Source organism: Rhodopila sp. (assembly GCF_965276935.1).
Classification (GTDB): domain Bacteria; phylum Pseudomonadota; class Alphaproteobacteria; order Acetobacterales; family Acetobacteraceae; genus Rhodopila.
On the sequence record NZ_CBDIBS010000004.1, the window covers coordinates 2,410,605 to 2,432,829 of the forward strand.

Consider the following 22,225-nt stretch of genomic DNA (forward strand, 5'->3'; position numbering starts at 1 on the left):
GGCGAAATTCTGACCCAGGACATTAGTTGCCGTTCGCAGCATCAGGATACGCCGTGCTGCACCGCAATACCATATCCGGCGTCTTGCTCCGCGATGCGAGGGGCGGCACCCTGTTTTCATGACACGCATCCTGGTGATCAACCCGAACCGCTCAACCGCCTGTTCCGCGGGAATTTCGACGGCGATCGAGCCGTTCCGCTTCGCCGCCGGACCCGCGCTTGATGTCGTTACACTGGAAGACGGGCCGCCCGCGATCTACACGTGGCGCGACTGGCATGCGGCGGTGGCCCCCCTCTGCCAGCGGATCGAGCGCGAGACGGCGGACGCCTTCATCATTGCCTGTGCCTCCGATCCGGGCCTTGAAGCGGCTCGTTCGGTCACCACCCGACCGGTCTTCGGCATCTTCCGTTCGGCTGTCGCGGCGGCGGTGGCTCGGGCGGAACGGTTCGGCGTGATCGCCATCGTGGAGGCGTCGAAAGCCCGCCATCGCGCGGCACTGCGAGCCATCGGGCTGGAAGGCCGGCTGGCGGGCGAGGTCGCGCTGAACATCACGATGGAGAGCCTGCTGGAACCGCTCACCGCGGCGCAGGCGCTGATCGCGGCGGGGCAGGCGGTGGCGGATATGGGGGCAGAAACGATTATCCTGGGCTGCACCGGCATGGCGCATCATCGTGCGGCGCTGCAGGCGGCGATCGGACTGCCGGTGATCGAGCCGGTGCAGGCGGCGGTGGGGTTGGCGCTCGTGGCCGCTTCGCCGCATTGGCCCTGAGCCTGCTGCTTCCCGCAAACATTCCGTGGCTCATGGCGACAGGCATCTTGCGGTCAGCCCGGCAGCAGACAGGTCCCCTCTGTAGAGCGGTTTCCGATCAAGTTGCACAAGTCCGTCATGGCCGGGACAAGCCCGGCCATGACGGGTTCAAAACGGATCAACCTGATCGAAAACTGCTCTAGCCGCCCAACGGTTTCTTCCATACCGGCGGTTCCGTCGCTCCCACTTGGTTGGTGATCCGCATGTAAGCTTCCGGCCGGCGATGCTTTTCGAAAGCAAAGATCGTCGTCCGTCCCAGGGCGCACATGTCCAGATCGCAGTCCGCCACGATCAGCTCGTCATCCCAGCTTGCCGCCATCGCGATGATCTCGCCTTGCGGGTTGACAATGATCGAGTGGCCGAACAGCTCGTTGCCATCTTCAATACCGGCCTTCGCCGTGGCGACCGCGAAACAGGCATTCTGGTAGCAGCCGGCCTGGATCGACAGATGCGAATGGAATACCCGCAGGTGATGCGCCTCGAACATCCTGCCATCCCCCATCCTGCCATTCACGGGCGCCTCCATGTTCAGGCTCGGCGTGTTGTAGCCCAGCGCGACCAGCTCGACGCTCTGCAAGCCAAGCACCCGCCAGGCCTCCGGCCAGCGGCGGTCGTTGCAGATCAGCATTCCCATGTTCACCGCGTCCAGGCCGCCCATCGGCGCGCGGATGACCGGGAAGCCCAGGTTGCCGACTTCGAAATACCGCTTCTCCAGGTGTTGCACACGGCGCGCGGGCTCATGCTCCGCGTGACCCGGAAGATGCACCTTGCGATATTTCAGCAGTACGTCCCCCGCCGGGCTCACCAGGATCGCGGTGTTGAAGCGTCGCTTGCGGATGCGGCCGGTATCATCCGCTTCATGTGCGATCTCCGCGAAGCCCAGGTGAAAGCCGATGCCATACCGTGCCGCGGCTTCGAACAGCGGCGCCGTCTCGTTCGACGGCATTTCGGATTCGAACCAATGATCCGCCTGTTCGATATCGGCATGATAGTGGCGCGGGAAGAATGTCGTCAGCGCCAGCTCCGGGAACACCACCAGTTCGACACCACGCCGGTGCGCCCGCTGCATCAGCCGGATCATCCGTTCGACGGCAACGGATCGTGGTTCGGCCTTTTGGATCGGACCAAGCTGAGCGGCGGCGACGGTGACAATGCGGGACAAGGCTTCTCTCGTGTGCTGATGCGGATCACGCCACTTTATAACAGACCAGCCGCCGTGCAACCGGCGCGACTTGCCGTTCCGCCGATGCGATCCTACGAAGCAGGCGGATGGCCTGGACCTTCAGGCCGATTGCGTCGCGCGGCAACCTGACAGTGTGGCGCGGCAAGGAGGAAACTGAATGATTGTACATGACGTCCGGGTTCACCCGTCGAAGCAGGACCTGAAGCGCGACAACCAGCTTGCCTGGAAGATTGCCGGCGTGGCCGCCGACCGGGTCGCGGTCCCCAAGGACGTGGCGGCGATGATCGTCAACCGCATCATTGACAACGCCTCGGTCGCTATCGCCGCGATCAATCGCCGCCCGGTCGTCTCGGCCCGCGACATGGCGCTGGCACGCCCGAACAAGAACGGCGCCACGGTGTTCGGCGTCGCCGCCGGCAAGCGCGTCAGCCCGGAATGGGCCGCCTGGGCGAACGGCACCGCAGTGCGCGAGCTCGACATGCACGACACGTTTCTTGCCGCCGACTACTCGCATCCCGGCGACAACATCCCGCCGATCCTCGCGGTGGCGCAGACAACGGACAAATCCGGCCGCGAGCTGATCCGCGGGCTGGCCACCGGCTACGAGATCCAGATCGACCTGGTGCGCGCGATCTGCCTGCACGAACACAAGATCGACCACATCGCCCATCTGTGTCCGGCGCAGGCCGCCGGCATCGGCACCTTGCTCGGCCTCAAGCAGGACATGATCTTCCAGGCGGTGCAGCAGGCGGTGCATGTCAGCTTCACCACACGCCAGTCGCGCAAGGGCGAGATCAGCTCCTGGAAAGCCTACGCGCCCGCGCACGCGGGCAAGCTGGCGGTCGAGGCGGTCGATCGCGTACTGCGGGGCGAAGGCGCGCCAAGCCCGATCTACGAAGGCGAGGACAGCGTCGTTGCCTGGATGCTGAACGGTCCCGAGGCGCATTACCAGGTGCCGCTGCCGGCGCAAGGCGAGCCCAAGCGCGCCATTATGGACAGCTACACCAAGGAGCACAGCGCCGAATACCAGTCGCAGGCGCTGATCGATCTGGCGTTCCGCATGCGCGAGAAGATCGAGGACCTCGGTACGATCGAGAAGATCGTGATCCACACCAGCCATCATACGCACTACGTGATCGGCACCGGCGCCAATGATCCGCAGAAGCTGGACCCGAAGGCGAGCCGGGAGACATTGGATCACTCGATCATGTACATCTTCGCCGTCGCCCTTCAGGATGGCACCTGGCATCACGTCGACAGCTACGCGCCGAAGCGGGCGGCGCGCGCCGATACCGTGAAGCTGTGGCACAAGATCGAAACGACGGAAGACCCGGAGTGGACGCGCCGCTACCGCGCCACTGATCCGAACGAGCTGTCCTTCGGCGGCCGGGTGGAGATCTTCCTGCGTGACGGCAGCAAGGTGGAAGACGAGATGGCGGTGGCCAACGCGCATCCCTTGGGTGAAAAGCCGTTCGGCCGCGAGGACTACATCCGCAAGTTCGAGATCTTGACCGACGGGATCATCACCGCACGGGAAGCGAACCGTTTCCTGGAAGCGGTGCAGGACCTGCCGAGGCTGCCGGCCGGCGAGCTGCACCGGCTGAACGTGGCGCTGCCCGCGGGTGCGTTGACCATCGGCAAGCCAGGATTGTTCTAGCAGGAGGAACCAGACATGAGCGAGACCACGCCGCTACCCAACCGCACGAAGAAAGGCGTCGGCCTGTCCGGCATCACCGCGGGCAACACCGCCTTGTGCACCGTCGGCCGCTCCGGCAACGATCTGCACTATCGCGGCTACGACATCCTTGAATTCGCCGACAGCAGTGAATTCGAGGAGATCGCCTATCTGCTGGTGCATGGCCTGCTGCCGACGCGTGCCGAACTAGCCAGCTACAAGGCCAAGCTGAAGGCGTTGCGCGGTCTGCCGGCATCGCTGAAGGCGGTGCTCGAAGCCCTGCCGCCGGCGACGCATCCGATGGATGTCATGCGTACCGGCGTGTCCGCGCTGGGCTGCATGCTGCCGGAGAAAGACGACCAGAACCCGGCCGCCGCACGCGACATCGCCGACCGGCTGATGGCCTCGCTTGGCTCGATGCTGCTCTACTGGTTTCACTACGCCCATAACGGCAAGCGCATCGACGTGGAAACCGATGACGATTCCATTGGCGGCCACTTCCTGCATCTGCTGCACGGCAAGTCGCCATCCGCGGAATTCGTGCGCGCCATGCATACCTCCTTGATCCTGTATGCGGAGCATGAGTTCAACGCTTCAACCTTTACCTGCCGTGTCGTGGCCGGCACCGGTGCCGACATGTACTCGGCGATCACCGCCGGCATCGGCGCGTTGCGCGGGCCGAAGCACGGCGGCGCCAATGAAGTGTCGTTCGAAACACAAAGCCGCTACACCTCGCCCGACGAAGCCGAAGCCGACATTCGCAAGCGTATCGAAGCCCGCCAGGTCATCATCGGTTTCGGTCATGCGGTCTATACGATCAGCGATCCGCGCAACAAGGTGATCAAGGAAGTCGCGCGCGGATTGTCGCGGTCGGCCGGTTCAATGAAACTGTTCGACATCGCCGACCGCATCGAGGCGACGATGTGGGACGCCAAGAAGATGTTCGCCAACCTCGATTGGTTCAGCGCCATCAGCTATCACATGCTGGGTGTCCCCACCGCGATGTTCACACCGCTGTTCGTGATTTCCCGCACCTCTGGGTGGGCGGCGCATGTCATGGAGCAGCGTGTCGACAACAAGCTGATCCGTCCCACCGCCAACTATACTGGCCTTGAGAATCAGACATTCGTGCCGATCGACCAACGCGGCTGAACAGTGTTTTTGCTCCGTGTTGGAACCGCCGCGGCAGCGATGTCGCGGCGGTTATTTTTTCCATACGCGCCTGAAACGCTATGCACAGAGATTTTTGCGGCAATCAACCCTTGAAAGGTTGCTTTTCGTTGACAACCATGGAGTAGACGCGGAATAGCGGAAACTGTGTTTGCAAATCGATTCGCTTGCCTCGCTCCGGCTGTCGATGCGCGCAGACATCTAGCAGAAGGACGGTCGATGGGCCGCGACCTTGGAAAGCCGACGAAAAGTCGATCAAGCACCGAAACATGTGCGCCGGGCAGCCGCGTATCAGTCCGGCGGATGTTCGTCCGATCGATTGCCACCGAAGCTCGACGGTTTTGTCCATGAAACAAATTTCGCCGCGCGGTGGCAGGAAGCGCGGATGCTTTGCTCGACTCGCGGCCCGGCTTGGTCCGGAGAAAGTCACAACGAAAAGCTGGTCAACAAGGAGTTTTACAGGTGAGCACTGAAGATTCAATCATCGAGACGCCGCGGGCGCAAGCCATCGAGACGCCGCGGGCGCAAGCCATGGCGATGCGCGCCGCAGTGAAGAAGGCGCCGGCAAGGAAGCCCGTCGCGAAGAAGACGGCCGTCAAGGCACCGGCTAAGAAAGCCGCCGCCAAGCCGATGGCGACGAAAACCCCGGCGAAAGCCGCAGCGAAGACATCGGCCAGCAAGAAGGTCACGGCGAAGAAGCCTGCTGTCGTGGCGAAGAAGGCCGCTGCTCCGGCCAAGAAGACCGCCGCGAAGAAGGCCGCCGCGCCGGCCAAGAAAGCCGCTGCTCCGGCCAAGAAGACCGCCGCGAAGAAGGCCGCTGCCCCTGCGTCCAGATCCGCGGCGCCGGCAAAGAAGTCAGCCACTCCGGTCAAGAAGGCCGTCGCGAAGAAGCCCGTCGCGAAGAAGGCCATGCGCAGGACGAAACCACCCGTCGTCTCCACCCCCGCGCCCGAGGTCACTCCTGTCGCAGCGAGTGAGGCGCAGGATTGATCGTATTCGTGCCTGACGACGAAAAGGCGCCCTCGTGGCGCCTTTTTGTTGCTGGACCATTTTCAGCCTGACTGCGCAGGCTGAAAATGGTCTATCTCCATGTCTGATCGCGTGATCGACGCCCTTTGGACGTTCTGCCCAGCGCGATCATGCCCAGCGCGATCATGCTCTAACTGAAGGTCCGCAGCAGGTCGTCCACCTGGTCGGAATCCAACAACCGAGGAGACTGGTTCCGCAGCATCAGGAACAGTTTCGCGGCTTCCTCCAGTTCCTCGGCGGCATGGACCGCATCAGTCAGCGTCTTGCCGGATACCACCGGACCATGATTTGCCAGCAGCACCGCACGCGCATCATGCGCCGCGGCATGGATCGCCGGCTCCATCGCCGGGTCGCCCGGACGATAGTAACGAATGATCGGCATGTGCCGGCCGACACGCATGACGAAATACGGTGTCAGCGGCGGGATTGGATTCCCCTGGTCGACATCAGGCAGGCACGACACCGCCGTCGCCTGGGTGGAATGAAGATGCACCACCGCGCCCACATCCGCGCGTGCCCGATAGAAGGCGCGATGCATGAACACCTCCTTGGACGGCTTGTCGCCGCCGACATGGTGGAAGTCGGCATCCAGTTTCGACAGTCGGGACGGTTCGAGTCTGCCAAGATTCGAATTGGTCGGCGTCATCAGGTAGCCGTCCGTCAGCCGCGCGCTGATATTGCCGGCGCTGCCGACCGAAAACCCGCGCGCGAACAGACTGAAGGCCAGTTCGCAGAGCAGTTGCCGCGTGTCTCGCTCGTTCATGTCCGTGCTGTCCGAAAGGCCTTCAGGAAGAAGTCGGTCGCACCGAAATTCCCCGACTTCAGCGCCAGCATCAGGTCGGGCCCGCTGCCCTCCGCATAGGTCCAGGGCACACCTGGATCGATCTCGCCGCCGATGCGCAGGGATCGCACCCTCAGCCGTCCGACCACGGCGCCGGAGGTCTCGCCGCCAGCCACGACGATCCGCCGCACGCCTCGCGCCACCAGACCCTCGGCAATGCGTGCGACCGCGTCCTCGACCAGCGCGCCAGCCTGTTCCCGGCCGAGCCTGGATTGCAGCGCCGCCACCTTGTCTGGCCCGGTGGACGCCGCGATCACCACGGGTTTGTCGCCCAGCCGCCCGGATGCCCAGTCCAGCGCGGCCGAACTCAGCGCCGCCGCGTCGGGTGTTGCCAGCGCGTCCACGTCCAGCACCGGCACGTGCTCTCGGGCAAAGCCGATCTGCGCCAGCGTGGCGCGCGAGCACGAGCCGGCCAGCACCGCGCAGGGACCTTCCAGCATGGGCAGGGCGGCTGGATCGGTCGCCGCCGCCAGCAGGCCGGCCCGCCGGAAATTCGCTCCCAGCCCCAGCGCGACGCCCGATCCGCCGGTGATCAGCGCATGCGCCGCCGCCGCTTCACCGATCGACACCAGGTGCGCATCGGTGATGGCATCGATGATGGCGTAGCGCCGGCCCTGTTCCTTCAGGCGCGTCATCGCGTCACGGATCGCCGCGACGCCCTGATCGACGGTCATGAACGGCACCAGCCCGACCGTGCCCTCGGTCTGCCGCGACAGCACGCGCACCAGGTTGGCATCGGTCATCGGCGTCAGCGGGTGGTTCTCCATGCCGCTTTCGTTCAGCAGCGTACCGCCGACGAACAGATGCCCCTGGTAGACCGTGCGGGCATTGGTCGGAAACGCCGGACAGGCCAGCGCGAAGCCGCAGCCAAGCGCGGCCACCAGCGCATCCGCCACCGGGCCGATATTGCCGCGTTCAGTGCTGTCGAAGGTGGAGCAGTATTTGAAGAAGAACTGCCGAGCGCCCGCGGCTTGCAGCCATGTCAGCGCGGCCAGGCTTGCGTCGATCGCCTGTCGCGCCGGCGCGGTGCGCGACTTGAGCGCCACCACCACCGCGTCCGCTTCCGGCACCGTCTGGTCCGCCGCCGGCGTGCCGATAAGCTGCACCGTGCGCAACCCGCCGCGCACCAGCATCGAGCAAAGATCGGTTGCTCCGGTGAAGTCGTCGGCGATCGCGCCAAGCAGCATGATGTCCTCCTGTTTTTATTCCGCCAGAACAGCGGCGAGCCGCATTGCCTGCTCGTGCCACGATGGCAGAGATCGACCGGACTGCCACGCCATGTCCGCCATCTCCCGGCGCAACGTCCGGTCGAAGATCAGCCGGCGCATGGCTTTCGATAACTGTCCCACATCTCCTGGCGGACAGACCACACCGGCTTCCGGCCCGACCAGGGTTGGCGCCGCTCCTGTGGCGGTGACGGCGACGGTAATACCACGGCGCAACGCCTCCGCCATCGCCGTGCCGTAGCCCTCCAGCCAGGATGCCAGCGCGAACAGGTCGGCGTTCTGCCAGAGGGTCTCCATCGCCGTCACCTCGATCTCGTCGGTGAAATGAACGTGATGCGCGATGCGGCATTCCTCGGCCAGCGCGAGCAGCCCTTGCGCATGCACCGGGTCGCGGTCAGCCGAACCAACGATCGTCAGGTGCCAGTCCAGGTCGAACAGCCGACTGAGCGCTCGCAGCAGCACGTCGTGCCCCTTGCGCGGGATCAACGGACCGACAGACAGGATCATGCAGGTGTCGCCGTCGGCGCTGCCGCTGCTGCGCGGCGGGTTCTCGATGCCGGGGGCGATCACGGCGATGCGCGCCCGGTCGGCGCTGAACTCGGCGACCAGCCGATCCGCCGTCTGCTCGCTTGTCACGACAAGGCGCGGTGCCGCCTGGAACAGTGCGGTTTCCAGCGTGCGCAGGCGTTCATGGGTCTCCTGCGGCCAACCGGTTTCCAGCGCCGCGGGATGATGCACCAGCACGATGGCGCGCCGTGGCGCCAACGCGGCCGCCAGCCCGGCGAACGCCGGCAGTGCCAGCCCCTCGATCACCGCCACGCTATCCGCCTCAAGCTCGGCCCAGGCGGCATGCGCGGCATTGATCGCCGTGCTGTCAGGGTCGGGAAAGTGTCCCGCCAGTTCCACCACCCGAACCGCATGGCCCAGTGCACGCAGACCCTCGGCCATGTGACGGTCATAGGCGGCGGCGCCGGAAATCGTGGAGAGACCGGCAGGGACAATCAAGGAGACATGCATCGGCGCAGGTTTAGCAGCCTCCACGCCGATGTCATACGGCAACCCGGGATGACGACGGCGAACCGATCGCCTAATGACAGTCTAGCCCCACAGCGGCCAACCCCACAGCGGGCAACCCTATCGCGGAGTATGTCATGCCGGCTCCAACCCAGTCGATCCTCGCGTCCGTGCTGGATCACGTCGACACCAACCTGGTTGCCTCCCGTGAGAACCTGTTCACGCTGCTGCGGATACCGTCGGTCAGTGCGCAGCCGGCGCATGCGGCGGACTGCGCGCGCGCCGCCGCGTGGTGGAACGATCAGCTTGCCGCGTTGGGTTTTGCCGCGGCGGTGCGGCCCACCGCCGGCCATCCGGTGGTGGTCGGGCATTATCCCGGGCCCGCTGATTACAAAGGTCCGCACATCCTGTTCTATGGCCACTATGACGTGCAACCGGTCGATCCGGTCAGTCTGTGGCACAGCCCGCCGTTCGAACCGCGGGTCGTCGATGGCCCGCGCGGCAAGCGCTACACCGCCCGCGGCGCGGTCGACGACAAGGGACAGACGCTGATGTTCCTGGAAGCCCTGCGCGCCTGGAGCACGGCCGGCGGCGGCATTCCGGCGCGCATCACCGTGCTGATCGAAGGCGAGGAGGAGGTCGGTTCGGCCAACCTCGAGCCGTTCCTGCGGGCCAACAAGGATGACCTGGCGGCGGATGTGGCGCTGATCAGCGACACCGGGATGTGGGACGTCGATACACCCGCCATCACGACGCGTCTGCGCGGGATGACCTATGCGGAGGTGACGCTGAAGGCGGCCAGTCGCGACCTGCACTCGGGATTGTACGGCGGGTCGGCGCTGAACCCGATCAACGCGCTGACCCGGATCCTGGGCGAACTGCAGGACGCGAACGGCCGCATCCAGTTGCCCGGCTTCTACGACAAGGTGTCGCCCGTCACCAATGCGCAGCGCACGCAATGGGATGCACTAGGCTTCGACGAGCCGGCGTTCCTCGGCCGCATCGGCCTGAGCACGCCGGCCGGAGAGCATGGCTATGCGGCGCTGGAGCGGCTGTGGGCGCGCCCGACCGCCGACCTCAACGGCATCTGGGGTGGCTACACCGGCGCCGGCAGCAAGACGGTGATCGCGTCGGAGGCGTCGGCAAAGATCTCCTTCCGGCTGGTGCCGAACCAGGATCCGGACGAAGTGCTGGAGCAGTTCAAGCGGTTCATCAACGACCGGCTGCCACCTGGTGCGACCGCCAGCTTCGCCGATTTCGCCCGGGCGCCGGGGATCGAGGTGAATGTGGACAGCCCCCATGTCCGCGCCGCCCAGGCCGCGCTGGCCGAGGAATACGGCAAGCCGGCGGTGCTGATGGGCAGCGGCGGATCGATCCCGGTGGTGACAGCGTTGCGTTCGATCCTGGGGGTGGATTCGCTGCTGATCGGATTCGGCCTGGACGACGACCAGGTGCACAGTCCAAACGAGAAATTCGAGGAAGCCTGCTTCCACCATGGCATCCGTTCGCACACGCGGTTGCTGGCGAAGTTCGCCGGCGGATAGATCACTGCCGCGGCAATCAAGGTGTTGCAGCGGGATGAGCGGCCGGTCGATCGAGATCATCGCAATACGGAACGTCTGGCCAAGGCGCCAAGGGCGCTTCACCATCAACAATGCCTAAACCCGTCCTTGCAGGCAGGCTTTTGGTTGGCCGTTTCGTTTTGGTAAAGCACTGACAGTCGCCTGGGATGATGCCGATCATCATCGAAGTTTGGACGACCTTGTAGATCATGGTCCAGGTTGCCGCCGCGGCCGTCGGGGCAATAGGCCATTGATGCTGACAGAAAATCCTTGCAAATTGGAAGTCCATGTGCGATATGAGCCTTGGTTTTCCGTGATCGCGTGATTGGCGGGCATTACGCTCGTAGTTCCGGAAATTTTCATCCGAAACGCGTTCGTCCCCATTCATCGCGCGGGGCGACGAACTTTCAGGCGCTGGCCATTCATTCATTCCCAGGCGGCGCTGGAGCAAACCTTACCTCGTGACAAATACCACTTTCGCCTCCCTCGGCCTGGCCGAGCCGCTGCTGCGCGCCTTGAGTGCGCGTAAATTCGAAATCCCGACGCCGATCCAGTCAGATTCCATCCCCTCCTTGTTGGTGAACAAGGACCTGCTGGGCATCGCCCAGACCGGCAGCGGCAAGACCGCCGCCTTCACCCTGCCCATGCTGCAGCACCTGTCCGCCCAGCAGATCAGGCCGGCCCCCTTCGTGGCGCGCGCGCTGATCCTGGCGCCCACCCGCGAGCTCGCCTTGCAGATCGATGAGACGGTGCGCGCGCTGTCCGTCAACCTCCGCCTGCGCACTGTCGTGATCATCGGTGGCGCCAGCCGCTACAAGCAGGTCGAAGGCATGCGCCGCGGCGCCGATATCGTCATCGGCACGCCCGGCCGGGTCTGCGACCTGATGCAGACCCGCGAACTGCAACTCGGCGCCGTCACCCGCTTCGTGCTGGATGAGGCCGACCGGATGCTCGACCTGGGCTTCATCAAGGACATTCGCCGCATCGTCGCGGCGCTGCCCGCCATGCGGCAGTCCTGCCTGTGGTCCGCCACCATGCCGGCCGAGGTCGCCAGCCTGGCGAACAGCCTGCTGCGCGACCCGGTCCGGGTGGAGATTGCCCGCAAGGAGGAAACCGCGCCGAAAATCGAGCAGTTCGTTCACCACATCCCGCAGAGCGGCAAGCAAAGCCTGCTGCTGTCGATGCTGCAGGACGCGGCGTTCAGCCGGGTGATCGTGTTCACTCGCACCAAGCACGGCGCCAACAAGGTCGCCGGCGTGCTGGAGGAAAAGGGCATCCAGGTGAACGCCATCCACGGCAACAAGAGCCAGCCGCAGCGGGAGAAAGCACTGCGCGACTTCCGTAGCGGCCGCGCCAGGGTGCTGGTCGCGACGGATATCGCCGCGCGCGGGATCGATGTGACGGGGATCTCCCACGTCATCAACTTCGATCTGCCGGCGGAGGCGGAGAGTTACGTCCACCGCATCGGCCGCACCGCGCGCGCCGGCGCCGCCGGAACCGCGATTGCCTTCTGCGACTCGTCCGAGCGCGGGACGCTGCGCCAGATCGAGCGGATGATGGGCACGCCGATTACCGTGGTCGGCGACGCGCCGCCGCCGATGGACCACCGGCACGCCCAGCCGAAGCGCCCCAGCGCCCCAGGCCAGGCCCAGCGCCGCCGCTTCGGCAACAACCGCCCGAAGGGAGGCATGCGCTCCGCCGCATGAAGCATGTTCCGATCAGGTTGCTCCGTTTTCAACCCGTCATGGCCGGGCTCGTCCCAGCCATCTCGAACCGGTGCAACTTGATCGGAAACCCCTCCAGACCATGATCGGATACCGGCGAAGATGCGCCTCGAACGATCATGGTCTGGCGTCTGCTGAATGACCACGCTGTTCGTCGATGGCGATGCCTGCCCGGTGCGCGAGGAAGTCTATCGCGTCGCCGACAGGCTTGGCCTGCCGGTTGTCGTGGTGGCCAATGGCTCGCGGCCCATCCGACCGCCGAACCGGCCGAACGTGACCATGATCACGGTCGAGGCCGGCGCCGACGTGGCCGACAACTGGATCGCCGAACGAATTGTGAATACAGATGTGTGTATCACGACGGATATCCCGCTCGCCGCGCGCTGCCTGGCCAAAGGCGCGCGCGGCGTCGCTCCGTCCGGCAAGATCTGGACGCGGGACAATATCGGCAATGCCTTGGCAGGACGGGCGGTCGGTCAATATCTGCGGGAGATCGGCGTAGCCACCGGCGGTCCGGCACCCTTGACCAAGCAGGATCGCTCACGCTTCCTCAGCGCGCTGGATTCGGTGGTGCAGGCAGCAAGGCAGGAAAAATCCGCATGAATCAGACGAACGACAAGGTTCTCGGTATCCTCGGCGGCATGGGCCCGCTGGCCAGCGCGCAGTTCATGGTGCGACTGACCCTGCTGACCCAGGCCAACCGCGACCAGGAGCATATTCCCGCCGTGCTGTGGTCCGATCCACGTGTGCCGGACCGCATCGCCGGGCGGGCAGGGACGGGTCCTGATCCTCTGCCCTGGCTGCTGCGCGGCGTGGATGGTCTGCGCCAGGCCGGCTGCGGTGCCATCGCGATCCCCTGCAACACCGCGCATGGCTGGTACGAAGCGATGGCAAACGTGGCCGGCGTGCCGATCCTGCACATCGTTGATGCCGCCGCCGCCGACCTGCGCCGGAATGGCATGACCAGTGGCACGATCGGTGTGATGGCCACCCAGACCACGCTGGACATGCGGCTGTATCAGGACCGTCTGGGCGAACAGGGCTGGACCTGCATTCAGCCGGACGCCGATCGGATGCAACGCCTGGTCGAGCCGGCCACCGCGCTGGTCAAGGCCAACCGCGTGGCTGAAGCTTATCTGCCGCTGCTGGAGGTGGTGAACAGCCTGGGTGCCCGCGGCGCCTCCGCCGTCGTACTGGGCTGCACGGAAATTCCCCTCGGCATCCTGGCGGGACCGGCCAGCGCCCTGCGTGTGCCTGTGGTCGATACCATCGACGCCTTGGCCCGCGCCGCCATACAATGGGCGCAGTCGGGGGCGTGATCAGCCGCGTTTCCAGCCGTCCAAGCCGGATGCGGCCGAACCGCTCCGCGTTGCCATCGTAATCAACCGCCAGATCACGAAACAAAGTCCGCGAGGGCGACACGTCATGAATTGGCGTTGGCACTGGACCCGAGGAGCAACCGGGCCGCGCGGACATCCAGTCCCGCTTTGCCGACACCGGACCACCGGCCCGTCGATTTTCAAAATCGGATCATCTGAATTAACCACTCCGTAACCCTGGCTCGCCAAAATGCGAAGACTGGCTTATCGGCCAGCCCATTCGCAGAGGCCTGGTCAATGCGGCATTCCCTGGTTGACCTGTCACGAGCCGGTTCGGATCAATCCGACAGGATCCGGCCGCCGCGCGCGAACGATGTGTCGCCGTCGGCCCTGCACGCCCTGCAATGCGATGTTCTCGAGGCCGTCGCAGCCGGTCACCCGCTCGACCGCGTCATGCACCTGTTGTGCCGCCGTGTCGAACAATTGGCACCGGCGGTTGTCTGCTCGGTTCTGGCGATGGACGATCAGGGACATCTATACCCGCTCGCCGCCCCAAGCCTGCCCGAAGACTACGCGGACGCGTTGGCTGGGACGCAGGTCGGTGCCGCGATCGGGTCGCGCGGTTCCGCCGCGGTTCACCACCGCTGTATCGACATCAATGCCGATGCAAGCTGGACGCTCTTCGAGGCATCGCCGCTTTCCGCCGGCCTCCGCGCATGCTGGTCGAGTCCGATCAAGCGGCGGGATGGGCAGGTCATTGGCACCTTCGCCTTCTACTATCGCCGGTGCCGTCCGCCCACCGCGCTGGAGCGTCGTATCGTCGAGATCAGCCTGCCTCTCTGTGCCCTGGCAATCGAACACCACAGGGTCTGGAGCCGGTTGGAACTGACCAACCAGCGCTTTGATATAGCACTCAGCAACATGTCCCAGGGCCTGTGCTTCTTCGATGGCGCCCAGAAGCTGATCGTCGCGAACCGCCGCTACAGCGAGATCTATGGGCTTGCCCCGGCCAGCATCGGTCCCGGAACCTCGCTTCAGGAGATCGTCGATCTACGTATCGCGGCTGGCTCGGGACCGCGCATGCGGGCGGGGGCTTATCTCGACTGGCGCGATACGGTGCGTGACTTTGACACACCGTCGGACACCGTCGTCGAACTGACCAACGGACGGGTAATCGCCATCCACCACCGTCCAATGCCGGATTTCGGATGGGTCGCGACACATGAGGATGTCACCGAGCGCAAGCGCGTCGAGGCACAGATCGTCTACATGGCACGCTACGACGCATTGACCGGGCTGCCCAACCGGGTCTTGTTCAATGAAAAGATGGAACAGGCCCTCGCCCTGACCGGCCGTGGGCAGGGTTGCGCCGTGCTTTGCCTCGACCTCGACCATTTCAAGGCGGTCAACGACACCTATGGTCACTCCATCGGGGATGCCTTGCTGAAGGGGGTGGCGGAGCGGCTGGCGGCCTGCGTGCGCGAGGTTGATACCATCACCCGTCTCGGCGGCGACGAGTTCGCCGTCCTGCTGGTCGGCCTTGACCGGCCTGAAAGTGCTGGGGAACTGGCGCAGCGGATCGCTCGCAGCCTGAGCGAGCCTTTCGAGTTGGACAGCCACAGCATCGTTGCCGGCCTCAGCGTCGGCATCGCGATCGCCCCGCAGGACGGCAACACGCCGGACAAGCTGCTGAAGAACGCCGATACGGCTCTGCATCGGGCCAAGCAGGACGAGCGCGGCAGCTATCGCTTCTTCGAGCCGGAGATGGACGCGCGGTTACAGGCGCGCATGGCGCTGGAGCGTGATCTGCGCCAGGCGGTGCGTGACGAGGCGTTCGAACTGGCGTTCCAGCCGGTGCTCAATCTCGCCGCGAACGCCATTTGTTCGTTCGAGGCGCTGCTGCGCTGGCGCCATCCGACGCGGGGCATGATTTCGCCGGCGGAATTCATCCCGCTGGCCGAGGAAACCGGACTGATCGTGCCGATCGGCGCCTGGGTCCTGCGGCGGGCCTGTGCGGAGGCCAAGAACTGGCCGTCGCCGGTGAAGGTGGCGGTGAACTTGTCCGTGGTCCAGTTCAAGAGCCGGTCCCTGGTTGAAACCGTGCGCCAGGCGCTGGCGGCATCGGATCTTCCGGCGACGCGCCTGGAGCTGGAGATCACCGAGTCGATGCTGCTGAAGAACAGCAATGACACCCTGGCCATGCTGCACGAACTGCGGGATCTGGGCGCCAGCATCGCCATGGACGATTTCGGCACCGGCTACTCGTCATTGAGTTATCTGCGCAGCTTTCCCTTCGACAAGATCAAGATCGATCAGTCGTTCATTCGGGACCTGTCGAAAAAGGATGACTCGGTCGCGATCATTCGTGCCATTGTCAGCCTGGGCCGCAGCCTGGGCATGGTGACAACGGCGGAGGGTGTCGAAACCGAGGACCAGCTCGCGCAACTGCGACGGGAAGGCTGCACCGAGATCCAGGGCTACCTGTTCAGCCGGCCGACGTCGGCCGAAAACGCCCGCCGCATGTTCGCGGCAGCCAACAACAATCTGGCGGCGGCACGTGCCGGGACGGCCGCCGTGGCCTGGTCGCCGGCGTTAGTCAGCCAGGCAACTGCACCAGCAGGTCGTCGCCCTCGACCTTGAGCGGATAGACGGCGATATCCTCATCCGCCGGTGCCGACATCGCCTTGCCGGTGCGCACGTCGAACTGCGCGGCATGTAGCGGGCACTCGATGCAGCCGTCCTCCAGCCAGCCGTCCGACAGCAGTGCATACTCGTGCGAGCAGACATTGTCGGTGGCACGGAATTCGCCGTTCGGCAGATGAAACAGCGCGACCTCCTTGTCGCCGACACGCACGCCTAGGCACGCGCCCTCGGCCACATCGCCCTTCGCCGCTACCCGCACCCAGTCACCCATGGTCATCTCCCTGATCAGTCCCGACAACATGCCAGCGCCTGACACCATGCCAGCTCTTGACACCATGACAGCGGAATTCGCATCAGCCAACCAGCTTTCCGCCATCGACCGGAATGATCCATCCGGTGGTGGAGGTCAGGTTGACCACGGCCGCCATCACCGCCTGCGCCACCTCATCCGCCTGCACCACCCGCTTGAGCGGCGTGGTCGCGGCGACCCTTTCTACCATTGCCGTCGTGCGGCCAGGCACGAACGCGGTATCCACCGCGGCGGGGGAGACGGTCAGCACCCGAATGTCCGGCCCCAGTATCCGCGCCAGCGACAGCGCCATGGTGTCCAGCGCCGCCTTTGAACCGCCATAGGCGATGTTGCTGCCGGTGCCGACAATCGCCGCGACCGAGGAGATGTTGACGATCACCGCGTCGCCCGACTGCTTCATCAGCGGCACGAAGGCGCGGATCGTCGCGAACGGCCCACGCACGTTGGCAGCGAAGATCGCGTCGATCAGGTCGTCGTCCAACGCCTCCAGATCGTGATGCGGGATCATCCGGGTGAACCCGGCGGAGTTCACCAGCACGTCGCAACGACCCAGCTCGTGCGCCACGATAGCGGCTGCCTGCCGGATCAGCGGCGTTTCCAGCATTGGCATCCGCAGCGCGCGGTGCCCGGCGTTCGGCAGCGCCGCCACGACCGCCTCGGCCTGCTGCGGCCTGCTGTTGTAGCCAACCACCACGCGCGCCCCGGCTTGGGCCAGGCGCCGCGCGGTCGCCGACCCGATCGCGCCGCTGCCGCCGGTCACCACCGCGACCTTGCCTTGCAGATCCATGCCGACCACCTCCTGAGCAGCGGCCCGGACCTGGCCGCGTTGCAGCGCTAGAGCAGTTTCCGATCAGATCGCTCCACTTTCAACCCGTCATGGCCGGGCTCATATGAGCCCGGCCATGACGGGTTGGTGCAGCTTGATTGTAAATTGCTCTAGTCCCGCCGTTCGAACCGCGCGCGATCGGCCGCCAGCAGCCGGACCCTCATGTGAACGGCGTTGTCCGCGTCCTGCCGTTCGACCACCTCGCCATGCTGATAAAGCCACGCCAGCCGAGCGCCGTCCTGCGGCGGGATATCGTAATCGGCCAATTCCATGCCCGCGGCGATGCGGGCATCGATCGCCGCCTTCAAGCTTTCCAATCCGTCGCCGGTGATCGCCGACACGGCGACGGCGCCGGGGCGAAGCGGAACCTGATCGATGCCACCAAGGAGATCGGCCTTGTTCAGCACCTCGATCGTCCGGTCCGGCCAGGACGCGTCCAGCGTTCCGTCCGTCACCATGGAGTCCAGCACGCTGACCACGTCGCCGCGTTGCGCCGCGCTCTCTGGATGCGCCACGTCGCGGACGTGCAGGATCACGTCGGCCTCGGCGACTTCCTCGAGCGTGGCGCGAAACGCTTCCACCAGCTCATGCGGCAGTTGACTGATAAACCCGACCGTGTCGGACAGGATCACCCGCCGGCCGGAGGGCAGCGCCAATCCGCGCATCGTCGGATCCAGGGTCGCGAACAACTGGTCCCGCGCGGTCACCGCGGCGCCGGTCAGGGTGTTGAACAGGGTCGATTTGCCGGCGTTGGTGTAGCCGACCAGTGCGATCACCGGAAACGGCACGCGCTGGCGGGCAGAACGATGCAGCCCGCGCGTCCGCCGCACCTGATCCAGCTCCTTGCGCAGTCGTACCAGGCGTTCACCGATCAGCCGTCGGTCAGCCTCGATCTGCGTCTCGCCAGGGCCGCCCAGAAAGCCGAAGCCACCGCGCTGGCGTTCCAGATGGGTCCAGGACCGCACCAGCCGTGAGCGCTGATACTCCAAATGAGCGAGTTCGACCTGAAGCGAGCCTTCCTTGGTTGCCGCCCGCTCCCCGAATATGTCCAGGATCAGGCCGGTGCGGTCGATGACCTTGCAGCTCCAGGCACGTTCCAGATTGCGCTGCTGCACCGGGCTGAGTGCGGCGTCAATGATCACGACCTCGACATCGTTCTGTGTGAGCGACCGGCCTTGATCGGCGACCTGTCCCTCCCCAAGCAGCATCGAGGGCCGGCGCGTGCGCAGCGGCAGGATCGCGGTATGAACCACGGCCAGCCCGATCGACGCCGTCAGTCCGACAGCCTCCGCCAGCCGCGCCTCGGCCGCGCGGGTCTGATCGGTCCCAGTTCCATCCAATGCGCTATCCCGGCCCAACCCGCTAGCCCGGCCATGACGCTGCCACGGCAGGATAACAGCCGCACGGGTGCTTGACCCGGAGGTTGTCGTCTGGGTCTGCCCCGCGTGGCCGTTCAATAACGGGGCGGCATCCGGCGTGATGTCAGTCATTCCCCGCCGCGGGCGTCAGCTCCCGCGCCGGCGCGGCGGCGGCACCTTCGGCCTTGGTCGCATCAAACAATTGAATCGGCGCACCCGGCATGACCGTGCTGATGGCGTGCTTGTAAACAAGCTGGGTATGCCCATCCCGGCGAAGCAGAACGGAGAAATTATCAAACCACGTAATGATACCCTGAAGCTTGACGCCGTTCACAAGGAAGACCGTGACCGGTGTTTTGCTCTTCCGCACATGGTTCAGGAACACATCCTGAACATTCTGCGACTTTTCGTTGGCCACGGTCACGATCCTTCTTTTCTCTCGTATGCATCGAGATTGATTGACAGGCTGGACCGGCGGTTCGTGGCACGGCCACCAGTCTGGTCGCTAGTTGTTTTTGGTAGCTAGTTGTTGCAAACTTTTTAATTATGTTCAGCAAGGCGTGTGACAAGAGCGTCGGTGGTCGAGAAATGGATATCGGGGCTGGCTCTTTCAACGCCTCCATCATGCAAGGCATCACCGACCATGACCGCGGTAACCCCGGCTGCACGCGCGGTCCGCATGTCCAGCGCGGTGTCCCCCATATACCAGACCGATCGATCGGCGACGCGCGCCATTTGCCGCAGCGCCAGATGGATCGGGGCGGGATCAGGCTTGTCAGCCGCGGCATCCCCGGCGCCGATGACGCATGCGAAGAACCTGTCCCAGCCCAGATGCGTCACTTCACGCCGCAGGAATGGCCCGGCCTTGTTCGACACCACCCCCTGTGGCCAAGCGGCCCCGGCCGTCAGCACCGCCTCGGCGCCCGGCATCGGACTGACGTGCTGAAGGTGCTCCTGCGTGAGGACACCATAAAACAGGTCTCGGGCGTGCTCCCAGCGGTCGCCGAACATCACCGGAAAGCTTTCACGCAGGGAAACCCGCAGGCGATGACGCGTATCGTCAACCGTCCAGAGCGGATGGCCGAATTCAGCGAAAACCGCGTTCAAGGCGGCGGCGATGCCGGCCCAGCCATCGACCAGGGTGTTATCCCAGTCATACAGCAAGACCGAGGGACGCGTCGGCGTCATTACGATCCACTCCATGGCGGCTCTGGTTTGCGCAGACGATCGAGCACGCAGGCATTGGCGCAGATGCGAAGCCAGCCGTCGAAGGAGAAGTCGTGCGCGTTGTCGTCGGGCGCGAAGCGGTCGATATAGCCTTTCAGCAGGCCCGGCATGATGACCTCCACCGTGCCGGCTGGCCGGTTCGGCTCCGCCGGCTGCACCCACAGCAGGGTGTTCTCGCCGTATTGATTGAGCGCCATGTGCAACGGCAGGATCTCCTCCTCGGCGACCACGGCGTTGCGCTTGTAGACAAATATCTTTTCCGCGACAGCCAGCTCCTCCATGAACTTGCGCAAGAGGAACTTGAGGCGGGCGGACTCCTGCTCCCGCATCAGCCAGATGCTGCGCTGACCTTCGTAGACGAACGTGTGGTACACCAGACCGAATTTCTTCTCGTGGATCATGTACTCCCTGGGTTTGTCACCCTCCAGCCGCGGGTCGATGTCTTCCGCGGCGCCCAGCCCCTGAAAGCCGTTGTTGATGCCGCGGATCAGATTGCGCGCGAACGTGCTGGAGAAGCGGAGCAGCCCCAGCGGTTCCGAGTCACAACGCCGCTGAAACAGGCCGAATTCGCAATTTTCGCCCAGCGACTCGAACCGAAGGGCGATCTGTGGGACGCTCATGCCGGTTTGCCGCCTGGCCCATTCGGTCACCTCCGTATCGCCGCGGGCGCCGCATCCGGCTTGCCTTGCTGGTCCAAGCATCAGGCCCGGCGGAAGCCGATCCGGAACACCGCCGTCCAGGCCGGCGATGCGATACAGCTTGGCCTCGGACAGCGCGAACGCGAGAAAGCGATCATCACCGTTTGCCGCGAAATCCGTCGGCCTTGCCGCGTCCGGATGCCGCAGCGTGATCAGCACCCGCTCGCCTGGTCCGATCATGCCGCGCGAAAAACGATAGCCGAGCAAGGTGGGGCGGGATAGGTCGGACGACCCGATGACGGTATCATTCATCGAGACGATCAACCGCTGGCTTGGCAACGCCGGCGTATGCACGAAAGGAACCACATCCAGCGTCAGGACATACGCGTCCGCCGCCTGTAGTTTTGGCAGGACGATATGGCTTTCCGCGCCGATGCCCCAGGTGAAGTCGGGTTCGGACCGGGCCCATCCGCCGCCGAGGTAAGCCAGACTGTTGCCGGCTGTGCCGAAGTTGATCGTCAGGTCACACTCGATTGCCATGCGCTTCCCATGAGGCCCTTCCAGGAGATGATCTCGTGCGGGGTCTTTCTATGACAATCCCTGTATCACTCCTGCCGGGCGAGAACCATGTGAAAACGCAACTAAAAGTTGCAAAAATGGTACTGTTGCCACCTTAACGCGTGCAGTCCCACTTTGGTGGGTTGATCACGCCAAGGACGTCTGCCCGTTCCGAGAGCCGCCGTCAGATCGCTATGTCTAGCGCGTATGGAGTATGACCTTCGGTGTCTTTCCTAGCAGGCGGTGAAGCTCTGTCCGAAGCACATCAGCCCAGCGCCGCGAGATCTTGCGGCGAAAGCGCGATATCGCGCGCGGCAACGTTCTCTTCCAGATGTTCCGGTGAGGTGGTGCCCGGGATCGGGATAACGTTCGGGCCCTGCTGCTGCAGCCACGCCAAGGCGACCTGGCCAGAGGTGGCGCCGAGACGCCTGGCGATCGGCTCGAGCAGGCTGCCGGTCTCGGCCAGGGGCGCGCTCTGCACATAGGCGCGCCTATCGAACGGCCGATAGGGGATGAAGGCGATGCTTTCTGCCTTGCAATAGTCCAGCACATCCTTGCAGGCCCGCTCCCTGACGTTATAGGGGTTCTGCACCGACACGATCGGCGTGATGGCGCGCGCCGTCTTCACCTGTTCGACCGTGACGTTGCAGATCCCGACGCGCCGGATCTTGCCTTCCTGCTGCAGCGCGGCGAGCGCGCCGATCGAGTCCTCATAGGGCGTATTCGGATCGACGACGTGATATTGATACAGGTCGATGCAATCGACCTTCAGGTACGACAGCGAGCGTTCGCAGGAAGAACGCAGGTTGCTCGGCGAGCCGTCCCTGTAGGGTCTCCCTGGGGCCGATCTCAAATTGCCGCCCTTCGTCGCGATCATCAGATCCTTCGGATAGGGATGGAGGATGTCCGCGATCAGCATCTCCGAATGGCCGGCGCCATAGCTGATCGCCGTGTCGATGAAATTGACCCCCAGTTCGATCGCCCGGCGGTAGACGCGCTCAGCCCGCGGCTTGTCCGGGTATGGTCCCCAGTTGCCCGGCCCGGTCAAACGCATGGCGCCAAAGCCAAGCCGGTTCACGCTCTGACCGTCGGGGAACGTCCAGGTTCGCATGGG

At 64.7% G+C, this 22,225-nt stretch carries 21 protein-coding genes; 9 read left to right on the forward strand and 12 right to left on the reverse strand.

The genetic code is table 11. The features are described 5' to 3' along the window. Positions 1-118 precede the first annotated feature (118 nt). A complete protein-coding gene (locus tag ACQY4S_RS27505; RefSeq protein WP_428488364.1) occupies positions 119-769 on the forward strand; it encodes an aspartate/glutamate racemase family protein in 651 nt (216 codons plus the stop codon). Between the two features lie 178 nt (positions 770-947). Here the strand turns inward: ACQY4S_RS27505 and ACQY4S_RS27510 are convergent, their stop codons facing one another. Then, positions 948-1,970 carry an N-carbamoyl-D-amino-acid hydrolase gene (locus tag ACQY4S_RS27510; protein ID WP_428488365.1) on the reverse strand — a complete coding sequence of 341 codons (1,023 nt, stop codon included), beginning with the start codon at positions 1,968-1,970 and terminating at the stop codon, positions 948-950. Between the two features lie 178 nt (positions 1,971-2,148). On the opposite strand from ACQY4S_RS27510, the gene ACQY4S_RS27515 reads away from it, so the two are divergent. The 3 genes from ACQY4S_RS27515 to ACQY4S_RS27525 all read left to right on the forward strand — a co-directional run bounded on the left by ACQY4S_RS27515 (position 2,149) and on the right by ACQY4S_RS27525 (position 5,826). After that, the gene (locus tag ACQY4S_RS27515) at positions 2,149-3,648 is read left to right on the forward strand and encodes an MmgE/PrpD family protein (protein WP_428488366.1); all 1,500 of its coding nucleotides are present in this window, start codon (positions 2,149-2,151) and stop codon (positions 3,646-3,648) included. 15 nt (positions 3,649-3,663) lie between these two features. After that, positions 3,664-4,818, forward strand: coding sequence for a bifunctional 2-methylcitrate synthase/citrate synthase (prpC, locus tag ACQY4S_RS27520; RefSeq protein ID WP_428488367.1), 1,155 nt, complete (start codon positions 3,664-3,666; stop codon positions 4,816-4,818). Between the two features lie 480 nt (positions 4,819-5,298). Then, positions 5,299-5,826, forward strand: coding sequence for a hypothetical protein (locus ACQY4S_RS27525; protein WP_428488368.1), 528 nt, complete (start codon positions 5,299-5,301; stop codon positions 5,824-5,826). A gap of 169 nt (positions 5,827-5,995) precedes the next feature. Here the strand turns inward: ACQY4S_RS27525 and ACQY4S_RS27530 are convergent, their stop codons facing one another. The 3 genes from ACQY4S_RS27530 to ACQY4S_RS27540 are packed head-to-tail and all read right to left on the reverse strand — an operon-like array spanning position 5,996 to position 8,937. Continuing rightward, entirely contained in the window at positions 5,996-6,628 is a 633-nt protein-coding gene (locus tag ACQY4S_RS27530; protein ID WP_428488369.1) for an aldolase, read from the reverse strand. Beyond that, positions 6,625-7,893: a 3-oxo-tetronate kinase gene (otnK, locus tag ACQY4S_RS27535; RefSeq protein WP_428488370.1), complete on the reverse strand. Its 1,269-nt coding sequence runs from the start codon at positions 7,891-7,893 to the stop codon at positions 6,625-6,627. The genes ACQY4S_RS27530 and otnK overlap by 4 nt, the downstream gene beginning before the upstream one ends. 15 nt (positions 7,894-7,908) lie before the next feature. Next, on the reverse strand, positions 7,909-8,937 hold the full coding sequence (locus ACQY4S_RS27540; protein ID WP_428488371.1) for a glycosyltransferase family 4 protein: 1,029 nt from the start codon (positions 8,935-8,937) through the stop codon (positions 7,909-7,911). Positions 8,938-9,083: 146 nt separating this feature from the next. On the opposite strand from ACQY4S_RS27540, the gene ACQY4S_RS27545 reads away from it, so the two are divergent. Further along, positions 9,084-10,490, forward strand: a complete 1,407-nt coding sequence (locus ACQY4S_RS27545; protein WP_428488372.1) for a dipeptidase — start codon at positions 9,084-9,086, stop codon at positions 10,488-10,490. Positions 10,491-10,506: 16 nt separating this feature from the next. Here the strand turns inward: ACQY4S_RS27545 and ACQY4S_RS27550 are convergent, their stop codons facing one another. Further along, on the reverse strand, positions 10,507-10,719 hold the full coding sequence (locus ACQY4S_RS27550) for a hypothetical protein (RefSeq protein WP_428488373.1): 213 nt from the start codon (positions 10,717-10,719) through the stop codon (positions 10,507-10,509). Positions 10,720-10,969: 250 nt separating this feature from the next. Between ACQY4S_RS27550 and ACQY4S_RS27555 the strand changes: the two genes are divergently transcribed. The 4 genes from ACQY4S_RS27555 to ACQY4S_RS27570 all read left to right on the forward strand — a co-directional run bounded on the left by ACQY4S_RS27555 (position 10,970) and on the right by ACQY4S_RS27570 (position 16,191). After that, positions 10,970-12,214: a DEAD/DEAH box helicase gene (locus tag ACQY4S_RS27555; RefSeq protein WP_428488374.1), complete on the forward strand. Its 1,245-nt coding sequence runs from the start codon at positions 10,970-10,972 to the stop codon at positions 12,212-12,214. Between the two features lie 156 nt (positions 12,215-12,370). After that, positions 12,371-12,835 (forward strand): YaiI/YqxD family protein, encoded by a 465-nt coding sequence (locus ACQY4S_RS27560; protein WP_428488375.1) that lies wholly within the window; start codon positions 12,371-12,373, stop codon positions 12,833-12,835. Further along, positions 12,832-13,551, forward strand: a complete 720-nt coding sequence (locus tag ACQY4S_RS27565; RefSeq protein ID WP_428488376.1) for an aspartate/glutamate racemase family protein — start codon at positions 12,832-12,834, stop codon at positions 13,549-13,551. The genes ACQY4S_RS27560 and ACQY4S_RS27565 overlap by 4 nt, the downstream gene beginning before the upstream one ends. A gap of 297 nt (positions 13,552-13,848) precedes the next feature. Further along, positions 13,849-16,191 carry a putative bifunctional diguanylate cyclase/phosphodiesterase gene (locus ACQY4S_RS27570; protein WP_428488377.1) on the forward strand — a complete coding sequence of 781 codons (2,343 nt, stop codon included), beginning with the start codon at positions 13,849-13,851 and terminating at the stop codon, positions 16,189-16,191. Here the strand turns inward: ACQY4S_RS27570 and ACQY4S_RS27575 are convergent. The 7 genes from ACQY4S_RS27575 to ACQY4S_RS27605 form a co-directional block, all read right to left on the reverse strand. Continuing rightward, positions 16,148-16,495: a non-heme iron oxygenase ferredoxin subunit gene (locus ACQY4S_RS27575; RefSeq protein ID WP_428488378.1), complete on the reverse strand. Its 348-nt coding sequence runs from the start codon at positions 16,493-16,495 to the stop codon at positions 16,148-16,150. The genes ACQY4S_RS27570 and ACQY4S_RS27575 overlap by 44 nt on opposite strands. Positions 16,496-16,547: 52 nt before the next feature. Beyond that, on the reverse strand, positions 16,548-17,291 hold the full coding sequence (locus ACQY4S_RS27580) for an SDR family NAD(P)-dependent oxidoreductase (RefSeq protein WP_428488379.1): 744 nt from the start codon (positions 17,289-17,291) through the stop codon (positions 16,548-16,550). Between the two features lie 149 nt (positions 17,292-17,440). Then, a complete protein-coding gene (gene hflX / locus ACQY4S_RS27585) occupies positions 17,441-18,670 on the reverse strand; it encodes a GTPase HflX (RefSeq protein ID WP_428488380.1) in 1,230 nt (409 codons plus the stop codon). A 142-nt stretch (positions 18,671-18,812) separates the two neighbouring features. After that, entirely contained in the window at positions 18,813-19,106 is a 294-nt protein-coding gene (hfq, locus tag ACQY4S_RS27590) for an RNA chaperone Hfq (RefSeq protein ID WP_428488381.1), read from the reverse strand. Between the two features lie 122 nt (positions 19,107-19,228). Further along, entirely contained in the window at positions 19,229-19,876 is a 648-nt protein-coding gene (locus ACQY4S_RS27595) for an HAD family hydrolase (protein ID WP_428488382.1), read from the reverse strand. Further along, on the reverse strand, positions 19,876-21,093 hold the full coding sequence (locus tag ACQY4S_RS27600; RefSeq protein WP_428488383.1) for a hypothetical protein: 1,218 nt from the start codon (positions 21,091-21,093) through the stop codon (positions 19,876-19,878). The genes ACQY4S_RS27595 and ACQY4S_RS27600 overlap by 1 nt, the downstream gene beginning before the upstream one ends. A 283-nt stretch (positions 21,094-21,376) precedes the next feature. After that, entirely contained in the window at positions 21,377-22,189 is an 813-nt protein-coding gene (locus ACQY4S_RS27605; protein ID WP_428488384.1) for an aldo/keto reductase, read from the reverse strand. Between the last annotated feature and the right edge of the window lie 36 nt (positions 22,190-22,225).